The organism is Sorangium sp. So ce1504 (genome assembly GCF_051521635.1).
Taxonomy (GTDB): domain Bacteria; phylum Myxococcota_A; class Polyangia; order Polyangiales; family Polyangiaceae; genus Sorangium; species Sorangium cellulosum_B.
On the sequence record NZ_CP150365.1, the window covers coordinates 11,163,231 to 11,176,840 of the forward strand.

At 70.0% G+C, this 13,610-nt stretch carries 8 protein-coding genes; 1 reads left to right on the plus strand and 7 read right to left on the minus strand.

What is annotated here, in order from left to right; translation table 11 throughout:
* Positions 1-2 precede the first annotated feature (2 nt).
* Positions 3-3,842, plus strand: coding sequence for a methionine synthase (gene metH, locus WMF39_RS42080; protein WP_437742073.1), 3,840 nt, complete (start codon positions 3-5; stop codon positions 3,840-3,842).
* A gap of 62 nt (positions 3,843-3,904) precedes the next feature.
* Here the strand turns inward: metH and WMF39_RS42085 are convergent, their stop codons facing one another.
* The 7 genes from WMF39_RS42085 to WMF39_RS42115 form a co-directional block, all read right to left on the minus strand.
* Positions 3,905-5,311, minus strand: coding sequence for a DUF1552 domain-containing protein (locus tag WMF39_RS42085; RefSeq protein WP_437742074.1), 1,407 nt, complete (start codon positions 5,309-5,311; stop codon positions 3,905-3,907).
* Entirely contained in the window at positions 5,308-7,011 is a 1,704-nt protein-coding gene (locus WMF39_RS42090) for a DUF1592 domain-containing protein (RefSeq protein ID WP_437742075.1), read from the minus strand. The genes WMF39_RS42085 and WMF39_RS42090 overlap by 4 nt, the downstream gene beginning before the upstream one ends.
* 297 nt (positions 7,012-7,308) lie before the next feature.
* A complete protein-coding gene (locus tag WMF39_RS42095; RefSeq protein ID WP_437742076.1) occupies positions 7,309-8,112 on the minus strand; it encodes a BPTI/Kunitz domain-containing protein in 804 nt (267 codons plus the stop codon).
* 184 nt (positions 8,113-8,296) lie between these two features.
* On the minus strand, positions 8,297-9,022 hold the full coding sequence (locus WMF39_RS42100; RefSeq protein WP_437742077.1) for a hypothetical protein: 726 nt from the start codon (positions 9,020-9,022) through the stop codon (positions 8,297-8,299).
* 58 nt (positions 9,023-9,080) lie between these two features.
* On the minus strand, positions 9,081-10,769 hold the full coding sequence (locus WMF39_RS42105; RefSeq protein WP_437742078.1) for a metallophosphoesterase family protein: 1,689 nt from the start codon (positions 10,767-10,769) through the stop codon (positions 9,081-9,083).
* A gap of 122 nt (positions 10,770-10,891) precedes the next feature.
* Positions 10,892-12,103 carry a c-type cytochrome gene (locus WMF39_RS42110; RefSeq protein WP_437742079.1) on the minus strand — a complete coding sequence of 404 codons (1,212 nt, stop codon included), beginning with the start codon at positions 12,101-12,103 and terminating at the stop codon, positions 10,892-10,894.
* Complete coding sequence (locus WMF39_RS42115; RefSeq protein WP_437742080.1) at positions 12,100-13,491, minus strand: DUF1501 domain-containing protein; 1,392 nt, start codon at positions 13,489-13,491, stop codon at positions 12,100-12,102. Before WMF39_RS42115 ends, WMF39_RS42110 begins: the two co-directional genes overlap by 4 nt.
* Positions 13,492-13,610: the final 119 nt, after the last annotated feature.

Here is a 13,610-nt window from a genome sequence, read left to right on the forward strand (position 1 = left end):
TCATGCCGTCCAACAACACCACGCCTCCCCTTCATCCACTCCAGAAGCTCCTCCAGAGCCGCATCGTCATCATCGACGGGGCGATGGGGACGACCATCCGCACCTACGGGATGAAGGAAGCGGACATCCGGGGCGAGCGATTCGCGGATTCGAAGAAAGACCTGCTGAACAACGGCGATCTGTTCTCGCTCACGCAGCCGGAGATGATCTGCGATATCCACCGGCGGTTCCTCGAGGCCGGCGCCGACATCATCGAGACGAACACCTTCGGCGCGACCAGCATCACCCAGAGCGAGTTCTTCGTGGACGACCCGCGGGAGCACGGCGGGCGGAAGGATCCAGCCTTCTATCAAGGGATCATCGACGACCCGTTCCTCAACGACCTCGCCTGGGAGATCAACGAGCAGTCCGCGCGGCAGTGCCGCGAATGGGCCGATCGCGTGGCGAACGCCGACGGGCGGCAGCGGTTCGTCGCGGGCGCCATCGGCCCGCTCACCGTCTCCCTGTCCAACTCCCCGGACGCCGACGATCCCGGCTTCCGCGTCGTGACGTTCGATCAGGTGAAACAGGCGTACGTCCACCAGATCCGCGCCTTGATCGCCGGCGGCTCCGACGTGCTGCTGGTCGAGACGATCTTCGACTCGCTCAACGCGAAGGCCGCGCTCGTCGCCATTCGAGAGGTGTTCGACAAGGACGGCAAGACCCTGCCGGTGATGATCTCGGCGGCGGTCGGGCGCGGAGGAGAGACGATGATCTCCGCGCAGACGGTCGAGGCGTTCTGGAACGCGGTGAAGCACGTGAACCCGCTCGCCATCGGGCTGAACTGCTCGCTCGGCCCGGACCTGATGTATCCGTTCCTGTCCGACCTCTCGGAGAAGTCCAGCGCCGCGATCTCCTGCTACCCGAACGCCGGCCTGCCCAACCCGCTCTCCCCCACGGGCTTCGATCTGGAGCCGCCGGACATGGCGCGCCACATCGGCGGCTTCGCGGACGCAGGCCTCCTCAACATCGCCGGCGGCTGCTGCGGCAACACGCCCGAGCACATCGCGGCCATCGCCAAGGCGCTCGCCGGCAAGCCCCCGCGCGCCCTCGACCCGAGGCCCCCCGCGGAGGCCCCGCCCGGCGGCGAGGCCTCGTCCGGCGCGCCGATCCCCCTGCGCCTGTCCGGCTCGCAGCCGTTCACGCAGCAGCCCGGCGTCTACATGATCCTGGGCGAGCGCACCAACGTCGCCGGATCGCCGAAGTTCGCGAAGCTCATCAAGGAAGGGAAGTTCGAAGAAGCGGTGAGCGTCGCGCGCCAGCAGGTCGAGAACGGCGCCAACGTCATCGATATCTGCATGGACGAGGGCATGATCGACGGCGTCTCCGCGATGACACGCTTCCTGCTGCTCCTGGCCAGCGAGCCCGAGGTGGCGAAGGTCCCGTTCATGGTGGACTCGTCGAAATGGGAGGTCATCGAGGCGGGCCTCAGGTGCATGCAGGGCAAGGGCATCGTGAACTCCATCTCGCTCAAGGAGGGCGAGGCGAAGTTCCGCGAGACCGCGAAGACCGTCCTCAAGTACGGCGCCGCCGTCGTGGTCATGGCCTTCGACGAGCAAGGGCAGGCCGCCACCTACGAGGACAAGATCCGGATCTGCAAGCGCGCGTACGGCATCCTCGTCGACGAGGTGGGGTTTCCTCCCGAGGACATCATCTTCGATCCGAACATCCTCACGGTCGCCACCGGCATGGAGGAGCACAACAATTACGCCGTCGACTTCATCGAGGCCACCCGCTGGATCAAGGCGAACTTGCCGCACGCCAAGGTCAGCGGCGGCGTGTCGAACATCTCCTTCAGCTTCCGCGGCAACAACCGGGTGCGCGAGGCCATGCACTCGGCGTTCCTCTACCATGCCATCCGGGCCGGCATGGACATGGGCATCGTCAACGCGGGCATGCTCGAGGTGTACGAGGAGATCGAGCCCGAGCTCCGCGAGCTCGTCGAGGACGTCCTGCTCAACCGGCGTCCGGACGCCACGGAGCGGCTCGTCGACTTCGGCGAAGCGCTGAAGGCCAGGAGCGCCGGCGCCGCCGCGACCGAGAAGAAAGAAGAGGAGTGGCGCAAAGGCACCGTCGAGGAGCGGCTGTCGCACGCGCTGGTCAAGGGCATCGACACGTACATCGATGTCGACACCGAGGACGCGCGCGCCAAGCTCGGCCGCCCGCTCTCCGTGATCGAGGGCCCGCTGATGGATGGAATGAGCGTCGTCGGAGATCTCTTCGGCGCCGGCAAGATGTTCCTGCCGCAGGTGGTGAAATCAGCGCGCGTGATGAAGAAGGCCGTCGCGTACCTCACGCCGTTCATGGAGGAGGAGAAGGCAGCGATGGCCGCCGCTGGACAGGAGGTGAAGACGCAGGGGAAGATCGTCCTTGCCACGGTGAAGGGCGATGTCCACGACATCGGCAAGAACATCGTGGGCGTCGTGCTCGCCTGCAACAATTACGAGGTGATCGACATGGGCGTCATGGTCCCGTGCGAGAAGATCCTCGAGCGCGCCAGGCAGGAGAAGGCGGATCTGATCGGCCTGAGCGGGCTGATCACGCCGTCGCTCGACGAGATGATCCACGTCGCCCGCGAGATGGAGCGGCAGAACTTCAAGCTGCCGCTCCTGATCGGCGGGGCGACGACCAGCAAGGCGCACACGGCCGTGAAGGTGGCCCCGCATTACAGCGAGCCGGTCGTGCATGTGGTCGACGCGAGCCGCGCCGTGCCCGTCACGACGAGCCTCCTGAGCGAGGAGGGCAAGGCGGCGTTCGTCGCCCAGCACCGCGCCGAGTACGAGAAGCTCCGGCGGCTCCACGCGGCGCCGAAGCACAAGCTCGTCTCCCTCGAGGCCGCGCGCGCGAACCGGACGCGGATCGAATGGCGCGCCGAGGATCTGCCGGTGCCGGAGTTCACGGGCGCGCGCGTGCTCGAGGACTTCCCGCTCGCCACCTTGCGCGAGTACATCGACTGGACGCCGTTCTTCCACACGTGGGAGCTGAAGGGCGTCTATCCGCGGATCCTGGAGCACGAGAAGTACGGCGAGCAAGCGCGCCAGCTCTTCTCCGAGGCGAACGCGCTGCTCGACACGATCATCGAGAAGAAGCTGCTGACGGCGCGCGGCGTGTATGGCTTCTTCGCCGCGAACGCCGTGGGCGACGACGTGGAGGTGTACACGGACGGGACGCGCACGAAGGTGCTCGAGCGGTTTCACTTCCTGCGCCAGCAGACGGCGAAGGAAAGCGGCGAGCCGAACCGGTCGCTCGTGGATTTCATCGCGCCCAGGGAGACCGGCCTCCGGGACCACATCGCCGGCTTCGCGGTGACCGCCGGGATCGGCCTGAAGGAGCTGTGCGAGCGGTTCAGGGCGGGCCACGACGACTACAACGCCATCATGGCCGAGGCGATCGCCGATCGCCTGGCCGAGGCGTTCGCCGAGTGCCTGCACAAGCGGGTGCGCGACGAGTGGGGCTATGGCCGGCAGGAGGACCTGACCAAGGCCGAGCTCATCGAGGAGAAGTACCGCGGCATCCGGCCCGCGGCGGGCTACCCCGCGTGCCCGGATCACACAGAGAAAGGCACGCTCTGGCGGCTGCTCGACGTCGAGAAGAGCACCGGCATCCAGATCACCGAGTCGTTCGCGATGTGGCCCGGTTCGAGCGTGAGCGGCCTGTACTTCGCGCACCCGGAGGCCCGGTACTTCAGCCTGGGAAAGATCGATCGCGACCAGGTGATCGACTACCACGCGCGCAAGGACATGACCGTCGCGGAGGTCGAGCGCTGGCTCGGCCCCAACCTCAACTACGACGCCTCCAACTAGCGCCTGAGTTCTTCCCTCGTTCGGCGCTCACGGCAGCGCCGCCGTACCGGCGGCGCGCCGGATCAGGCCTTGAGCTCGTCGAGCTCGCCGGGCTGGCCGAAGGAGCCGAAGTTCGCGATCGGCCCCCCGCCCTCCTCGGTGCAGCCGACCGCGTTCGCGAGCGTGGTGAGCAGCTTGTTGTGGGGCGCGTCCTTGTCCTGCACCGTGCTCGACTGCCGCGTCACCTTGATGTACTGCCCCGTCTTGAAGTAGCCGCCGCAGCTCCCCGCGATGATGTACGGCAGATCGCGGAAATCGTGGCGCAGGCCGTCGGAGAGCTCGTTCATGAACACGACGGCGCTGTTGTCGAGCACCGTCGCCCCGCCCTCCTCGTAGCCCGCGAGCCGGTCGAGCAGATAGACATACTCGCCCATGAACCAGCGATCGATGTTGAAGAGCATCTCCTCGTAGCCGTCGACGGCGCTCCCGGTGTCGTCGTCCCTCGTGTTCCCGTGCGAGAGCTTGTGGTGGTTGTACTCGTGGGCCATCCCATCCCACTTGAAGATGGGCCCTGCCGCGCCCGAGCCCCATTGCAGCGTCGCCGACCGCGTCGCGCCGGTCGCGATCGCCAGCGCGAGGATGTCCATCTGCATCCGCCCGACCTTCTTGAACTCCGCGTCGAACCCCACCGTGTCCGGGTCGATCCCCTCGATCTCCGCCGCTCGCTCCGGCGAGAGCTCGCGCGGGATGATCCCCGAGCCGCCCATGCCCACCTCGAGGTCGCGCACCGTCTGGAAGTGCATCTCGAGCTTGTCGCGATCGGCCTTGCTGAGCTTCTTCTTGAGCAGGGCCTCGTACTCGACCGAGACCAGGTCGAGCACGCTCTCGCGGCGCTTCGTGAGCCGCACGATCGCCTCCTCTTCGAGGTCCGTCCCGCCGACCAGGTCCCGGTACGCGAGCCACGGGTTGTTCTCGCCGCTGACGGGCTGCTCGCTTCCGGTGTACGAGATGTGCCCGCGCACGTTCGGCGTCTTCGCCCCGACCATCAGCGTGAGCGCGGGCGTGCCCGGCGGGTTGATCTTGTTCGCGATGAACTGGTCGAGCGAGATCCCCGCCGCGTACTGGCTGCCCTGGACGAGCGGCTGCGCCGTGAGCTTGCAGCCCATCCCCTTCGCGTGATCATCGCCCGCGCTCGGGTCGAACCCGTAGCCGCGCGGCACCATGTGGATGCCCCGCGGGATCAGGAGCTTGTCCCGGTACGCGGCGAGCGGCGCTATCGCGCGATCCGACCCGAACGACGCGGCCGTCAGCGCGCCGTACTGCGTGCTCGGGAAGAACTTGGCCATGTTCACGCCATTGCACATGAAGAAGGCGATGAACCGGCGCGGCGCGCTCGCGTCGGCCTTGGCGTCGCGCGGGCGCAGCGACTCGAGGAGCGGGAGGCCGAGCATCACCCCGCACGCGCCCCGCAGGAACGTTCTGCGATTCATTGGTCCACCTCTTCCACGGCCCGGTACCTGAACGTCTTCGTCTGCGTGAGCGCGACCAGCAGCTCCTTGATGTTGTACCCGGACGCGCCGAGCTTCGCGTCGAGATCGGCGATCGTGCACGCGTCCTCCCGCGAGAGCTGGCGGGCATTGCCGTAACGGTACCAGTTCGTCAGATAACACCGCTGCGCGACGGGGCTCTCCGCGAGCTGCGTCGCGAAATCCACGGCGCCGTCGAAGCTGATCTCACCGTCCCCGACGGCGATCGTGCCTGTCGCGTCGATGGTCTCGCCGTCCTCGTCGGCGCGGTAGCGCCCGACCGCGTCGAAGTGCTCCAGCGCGAAGCCCGGCGGGTTGATCACGCCATGGCACTTGTTGCACGCGTCCGGCGACGTGTGCGCCTCCACCTGGTCGCGCGTCGTCCTGATCTCGCCCTGAATGGGCGGCAGCGTCGTGTTGATGTCCGCCGGCGGGTCCGGGAGGTCGGTGCACAGGATCTGGCGCTGGATGAACACGCCGCGGTGGATCGGCGAGCTCTTGTTGAAGAACGCGTGCGAGCTCAGGAAGCCGGCCTGCGTGAGGAGCCCTGCCCGCTCCGCCGGGTCGAGCGGCGTCTCCACGAGCTCGCTCGTGAACGACCCCTCCACACCGTAGATCGGGGCGAGCCTGTCGTTCACGAAGCCGACGGGCGCCGTCATCAGCGCCCTGAAGTCGCCCTCCATCTCGAGGACGACGTGCCGGATGAACTGCCTCGTCTCGGCCGCCATGGCCGAGGACACGCTGGCGTCGAAGTCCTCGTAGAGCGCCGGATCCTTCGAGAGATCCGCGTAACGGCTCATGTGGAGCCACTGGGCGTGGAAGTCGTCCAGGGCGCTCGTGGCCCTGGGGTCGGCGAGCATGCGCCGCGCCTCGGCCTCGATGCCCTCGGGCGTGCCCAGCGCGCCGCCCTCCGCCGCTTCGAGGAGCGCGTCGTCGGGCAGGCTGTTCCAGAGCAGGTACGAGAGCCGCGTCGCGACCTCGTAGGCGTCGAGCGGGATGATCCCCCCGCCGTCGAGCGCCTCGCTGAGCTCGACGCGGTAGAGGAAGTGCGGCGACTGGAGCATCGCCTCGATGACGTGGCGCACGCCCTGCTCGAACGGCGTGCCCGCGTCGAAGAGGCCATCGCCGCGGGCGTAGGCGGCGGCGTACGCCTCCTCCTGCTCCGCCGAGAGCGGCCTCCTGTAGACGCGCTTGCCGAGCTCCCGGATGAGCTGCCGGGCGCAGGCCGCGCCGTCGCCCTCCGGCGCGCACGGCACGATCTTGCCGAGCACGGCCTGGTCGACGACGGCGTCGGCCGCGATGGTCTCCGCGGCGCGGCGGTAATCGCGGGCGAGGCGGTCGGAGACGAGGAGCCCCTTGGCGTTGTTGTTGAACCCCTCGAACGCCGGGTCCGCGAGGAACGCCGCCGAGGCCTTCATGTCCTTGCCGAAGAGGTCCCGGATGGTGTTGTCGTACTGCGCGTGCGTCAGCCGCGTCAGTCGCGGGGTGGGGCCTGGCGCGGTGACGCCGGGCTCGCACTGCGCGCTGGGGCCGGGACCTGGGCCGGGGCCAGGGCCGGGGCCGTCGCCCGGGTCCGATCCGCCGTCTCCAGACGTTCCCGAGCACGCGGCCGCGCTGGAGAGCGCGATGGCCGCGAGCAGCATCCTCGGGGTGCTTCGATTCACGGGCAGCTCCTTCGTGAATGAGGTCGAAGAAAGAAGAATCTACGAGCGCTCCATGGATCAGGCTATCGGGGCCAGGCGCTCAGCGTCAATGCGAGGCGACGATGGAGCGGTCGGTTTCCGTCGGTGCCGTCCTTCCCGTCCAATGCGCCAGAGCTGTTCACCGGAATCGGCGCAGCGCCGCCACTGACGCGCCGAGCCTCGAAAGGCGCCCAGGTGGGTCCAGGAAAGTGCCTTATCCACCATTCACGAGACAGCGCCTGACCACGCACGCCGGGAGCGCTGGTCGTTCCTGGGCGTTCAAGGCGTCGGGGGCATCTGCGGCTGACACCTGCCCGACGAGCAGACCGCCGTCATCCCGTCCGGGAACACGGGCGCGCACGGAGGGCACGCGCCCATGCCGGCGGGACAGACCAGGGCATCGAGCTCCGCGCTCTGGTTGAGGGCGACGATGCCTGCCCCGTCGCACCCCTCGCAGCAGCCGAGGCCGTCGCGCAGGGCGCAGTCCGAGTCGACCGTGCACGCTGTCAGCGGCGACTCGCGCACGTCGAGGACGACGCAGCGCCCCGCCTCGCACGTGGCGGTGAAGTACTGGGTCGTGCGCTCCGCCTCGGTGACCTCCGGGCACGCGCCGCACGCGACGCCCCCGCACCCCTGGATGATCTCGTTGAGCTTCGTCCCGGCGCGGTTGATGGCCCGGAAGTTCTCGGCAACGGCCGTGTCACAGGCGCCGCAGCAGCCCCGCGACACAAGGATGCAATCGCTCGGCGCGTTGCAGACGCCTATGTCGGGCAGCTCGCCCCGACAGGCCTCCTCGCACGCGCCGAGGGAATCGAAGCGGTTCTCGTTGCCCTCGCAGCCGCCGTAGGTGAACTCCCTGCACGCGCCGGCGGCCGGGTCGTACCAGTATTTCGGGAACGCCGCGTCACACCGACCAGGATCCGCCGGCAGCAGGCACCGGACGGGCAATTCCCCGCCGCCGCCGCCACCGCCGCCGCCGCCGGTCTCCGCGGACGAACCGCCTCCGCCCGGGTCCCCGCCGCCCGAGCCCGCGGGGTCCACCTTCCCGGAGCAGCCTGCGGCGAGCAGAAGGGAGGTAAGCAAGCCAAGACCCAGGGATAAGCGCCGAGGCATGCCGGGCGAATTGCAACGCGCATGCCCTGGGCGTCCGGTCGACGCGCCCGCCTATCTCGGCCCGGATCGCGCGGGCGCTGGGCCTCGGTGTGCCAGGCGGCGCGGCACACCATGACGGCGTCGTCGAGGGGACCGGTCCCCGAGCTGCTCGCCGTCAGGGGTCGCGCGTCAGCCGGACGTTGTACGTAGCGCTCCTGAGCGCCATGCTGCCGTCTGCCGTCTGCTGGTCGACGAGAAAATCGAAGGAGATCGCGTCGGGCCCCTCGATGGCGCACCAGGACTCCTGACATTTGCAAACGCCGCTTTCACACAGCGCGAGGTATCCGCAGTCGACGGGCTGCCCGTCCGCGAAGCAGCCCTCGGACCCTTCTTCCCACGCCCCCCCGTTCACGCAATCGTAGGATCCCGAGCCTGGGGACGACGCCTGAAGCTCGCACCAGCCCTTCCAGAGCTCCCGGGGGTCGATGGCGAAACGCAGCCGGCGGTCGGTGAGCTGCGCACCGAGCATGGTGAAATCGAACCCTTCGTGGGGCAGGCCGATATTGTAGCCGACCTCCGGCCCGACGGTTTCGGGATAGCCCACATCCGGATCTACGGCCGGGGGTAGGGAGGCTCCCGTGCCGAAGCGCACCTTCCCCTGGATCGATGTGCCCTCCACGGTGTCGATGTCGATCTGGATCACGTCCGATCCCGAGCGGAACCCGAAGTTCTCGATGTATCCCTCCCAGTGCGCGACGAGCAGGGAGGCGGCGTCGAATCCCTCGCCGCCGGAGCTGGCCTCATCGCCGCCGATGGGCAGATCCTGCGGCTGACAGCCGGTGTTCCCGAGCGAGGCAGCCGTGAAGAGCAACGCGAGCGCGACGCGAGTCGAACGATTCATGGTTCCTCCTGTCTCTTGCGGCGGCAGCGAGGAGGTCCCGCCGGCAGGCCATCGTGTCCTACGGATGGAGCGGCGGCAGCTGCTCGCGGAAGAACGCGTTGTACTTGGGATCGTTGTACCGCTCGTACTCGATCACGAACGGGGTCAGCTGGCTGACGCCGCCCTTGTACCGGATGGTGAGGGCCATCGGCGTGACCTCGCGGTAGTTGCTGGCCTTCGGCAGGTCGTCGTTGGTCTTCCCGCCCGCGGAGAACAGGGTCAGCAGCACCCCGTCGGGGTCGTCGTGCACGACGCGGAAGCCCTCCGGGACGCGCTCGTGGCCGCGGATCAGCGTGGTACAGCCGAGCTTCTGCATGAAGCTCTTGAACTGCCGCTTGCCGAAGGGGAAGCGCGCAGTGGACTTCTGGAGCTCCGCGGGGATCGCGTCGACCTCGCTGGGGTCGCTCCAGAGCATCTGGAACCGGATCTCCGGGTCGTTGAGCGAGGACACCGACGTCCACCGGGCGGCGATGGTCTCGTCGCGGGGGATCCCCGCGTGGACGAAGAGGATCCTGTCGAAGACCAGCATGTTGGGGAGCGCCTCGAAGAGGCGCATGTAGGCGGCGAACACCTCGTTCGGCGCGATGGCCGCGAGCGAGCTCATCGCCTCGGAGGGCCGCACCGGCGCGAGGACGCGGCCGTTCAGCTCGACGTAGTACTCGTGGTTGCCGCGCAGCACGAAGACGCTGTCGGGCGCGGCGAGAAAGAGCTGCATCACCGTGCGCAGGACGCCGTTGTAGCTGAACCTGCCGCGATCGATGTAGTCGCCAAGGAACACCAGCATCATCCGCGGGTTGTGCGCGGGGTCGTCGCGGTGGGCCTGCACCTTGGCGAAGAAGTCGGCCTGCATCAGCGCCCCCTTGAGGCACGAGTAGCAGCCGTGCAGATCGCCGATGACAAGGAGCTCGACGTCCTCGGCGGGGTCGGGCGAGGCGACGTAGACGTGGCCGTCGAGGAAGGGCGCCTGCCCGGCGAAGCCCGCGAAATCCGCCGCGCCGTCGAGCCGGCCCGCGCCGCGCGCGCGCTGCTCCTCGAGCTTCGCCTCGAACCTGCGCATCAGGTCCATGTCGACCTTGGCCTGCTCCGCGAACGTGGCCGGATCGCTCGCGTAGTCCCACTCGAACGCCTTGAAGAACGGGTGATCGACCTCGCGCGCCTGCTTGCGCGTGGCCGGATCGATCACCACCGCGCCCTGCTCGATCGTCTCGATGTCCACGTCGTCGATCTCGATCGGGGACGCCGACAGGAGCGACGAGAGCTCGTCGCGGAACCGCTGCTCGTTCGGGTGGACGACGCCGTCGGCGAGCATGAGCTCGTCGACGGTCGCGAGCAGCGCCTTCCGGTTGTCGTCGTCGAAGCCGTCGAGGAGCTCGAAGCAGCGGAGCTTGATCTTGGAGAGGACGAAGTCCTTCGGGTCCTCTCCCTCGGCGACGCTCTCGGTGAAATGGCTCTGGATCTGGTGGTCGATCTCGGAGAAGACCTCGTGGAAGTGGCTGGTCCACCGGCCGACGACGTCCTGGTTCTCCTGGGCCTCGCCGGCGAGGGCGTCGCGCGCGCGCTGCCGGACGAGGTCGTGGATGTAGCCGCGGATGAAGGACTTCTCGGTCGGATCGAGCTCGCCGTCGATGTACCCGAACCCCGTGAGGTAGTAGATGATGGCGTGCATCTGCTGCTCTGCGACGCGCGGATCCGGGCTGAACGACATCATCAGGCAGCTCTCCTCTTCGCGATGGTGCCCCAGGGTAGCGCAAGACGGGCGCGCGGCGGCGGCGAGCGCGCCTCACGGCCGCGCGGGCGAGCGCGCGTCGCGGCCACGGCGGCGAGCCCACATCACGGCCGCGCGGGCGGCCCTGCGCGCCCGACGAAGGCGCGGATCCGCGCGCGGTCGGCCTCGGAGAGCGCGTATCCCGGGGGCGGCATATTCCGCTCGTCCACGACCCGGCGCGCGATGGCCTCGCGGAGCGAAGCCCACGCCGCGGGCGTGGAGAGGTCGACGCCGCCCTCGCCGCGCGGGAGGTGGCAGCGCGCGCACGCGCGGGCGAACACGGGCGCGATCTCGCCCCAGGCGGTCCCGTCGCCGTCCTCTGCGGCGAAGCGCCGGAGGGCGCCCGACGCGAGCAGCCACACGTCGCCGCTCGGCGAGCCGACGAGCCTGCCGCCCTGCGGGAGGCGCGCGCCGCGGGTCTCGCGCGCGCCGGCCTGCTCGAGCACGCCGAGCTCGTCGCCGTCGGCGAACCACGCGCGGTCGCCGGAGACGGCGAGCCCGTGGAGCGCGGCGCGCGCCCGGAACCGGAGGCGCAGGACGCCGGCGCCGTCCTCCGCGTAGAGCGCCGCGGGCGTCGCCGCGAGCAGCGCGCCCGCGCCGGTCAGGGCGAGCAGCGGCGCGGCGCCGTCCGCCGGGAGCGGGTACGATCGCAGCGCCCTCGTGGCGACGTCGAGGGCGCCGAGCCCATCGCCCCCGGCCGCGAAGGCCACGCGCCCGGCCCGCGCCGCGAACGTCGCGAGCGGGCCCGTCGCGTAGCGCGTGACGGTCTCGCCGTCCGCCACCGCGATCTCGCTGTCCAGCGCGAAGGCGGCGCCGCCCTCGCCGAGGCCGATCGCGGACCGCACCGCGGCGCGCTCGAGGCCGTAGCGGTCGGAGACGGCCTCGAAGGCCCCCTGGCCCGGCAGCCGCAGCAGCCGGCCCTCGGCGTCGACGCCGACGATCCACGTGCCGTGGCCGTCGGGCGCGGGCAGGGCCGCGGCGCTCACCCAGCGGTGGGGCGCGCGCTCCACCCTCGCGAGCGCGCCGTTCACGAAGACGGCCGCGGCGCCGTCGTGGAACACCACGACGCGGCGCCCGTCGTCGGCGACCGCGCGCACCGCGCCGAGCTCCCCCGGGGACGGCCACGCGACCTCGCGCACGACGAGCGGCGGGAGGGGCGCCGCGGCCTGCGACGCGCATCCGGCGAGCGAGAGCGCCAGCACGGAGGACGAGAGCGCCAGCGCGGAGGACGAGAGCGCCAGCGCGGCGGCGGACGCCGCTCGGCGGAGGAGCGTCACGGCGACCGGAGCAGCTCCGGCACCACCTCGCCGTCGCGCAGGTGCTCGCGCGGGGAGATGCCGAAGGCGAACAGGAAGGTGGCGAGCAGATCGGGCGGGGCGATCGGCCGCGGCCCGCCCTGGAACGTCTTCGCCGGGGCCGGCAGGAGCTGCTCCGGGTCGGTCTTGCCGAACGCGAAGCTCCCGCGGAAGCGCGGGGAGATCACCATGGCGGAGTTGTTGGGGTAGTGGTCGCGGCCCATCGCCGTGTTGAGCTGAGGCGTGCGGCAGAAGTCGCTCGTCACGAGGATGTGGGTGTGATCCGAGAGCTTCTTGCCGGCCCGGGTCGGGTGCGGGGTCTTGTCGAGCGAGCCGAGCAGGGCGGCGATCAGGTCGAAGAGCTCCTGCTGGGTGGCCGCGTGCTGGCGGTAGGTGCTCGTGTGCGTGTCGAACCCGCTGCTCGAGAAGCTCACGCAGCGGACCACGTTCCGCCGCATGGCCTCGATCGCGAACGCGGCGTTGACGGCCGCTTGCCTGGCGAAGCGGGCCGCGTGGTTGAACTCCGGGTGCGCCTGGATGAGCTTGCCCCTGGAGAACACCTCCTGGAGGCCTGAGCTCAGCATCTTGCCCAGCCCTTCCGCCTGGATGGCGAAGCCGCGCAGGGCGTCGGTGTGGCTGGATCGCGCGGCGAGGGACCTGGCCTCCTCGGAGAGGAGCGCGGTCACCGCGGCGCGGTCCTCGTCGGTGTCGTAGTGGCGCGCGCGGGAGAGCGAGCGGCTGAGGGTGCCGATCTCCCCGACCATGAGCGGGACGGCGCGCCGATCGAGGCGGTCGCCGACGAACGCCGAGGGGAACTGGACCGAGACGACGGGGAAGGTCTGGCTCGCGCCGAGCTCGCTCCCGCAGATCGCGTCGACGCTGGAGGCCACGGTGCGGCCGCCGCTGAGGTGCCGTCCCGTGGTCGAGAACGCCGTGCCGTCGGGGTGGCTCACGGTGTTCATCGCCAGGCCGTTGAGGATGCACAGCCGGTCATGCATGTCCGCGAGGGCGCCGATGCCCGGGCCGAACACGAGGCTCGAGCCCTTGGGCGTGACCGGCGCGAAGCTCTTCGCGCCGCCGGCCGCGGGCGCGTCGACCCACAGGCGGAGCCCCGCGGTGTCCGTGTTGTCGGTCGTCGCGGGGCTCACGAGGCCCCTGGCCTCGTTGCGAGGATCGGCCCAGAGCGTCACGTCCCAGCCGCCGGACGCGTGGATGAAGAGGAAGAACTCGTCCTCCGCGGCCTTGCCCTGCGCGGCGAGCGCGCGCGCCGGCAGGCCGAGGACGCCGGCGAGCGCCGCGCCCGCGGCGGCCTCGAGCAGCGCGCGGCGCGGGACGGCGAGGCGGCGGGGGCGGGGGGCGGGGCGAGGCATCGGGCGTGCTTCTCAGGATACCCTCCGCGGCCGCGCGCGCCCGCACGACATTGCCGTCGAACGCGGCCGCCATCGCGTGCATCGGCGCTACACGGACGAGCTCATCGGGGATCTGGTCG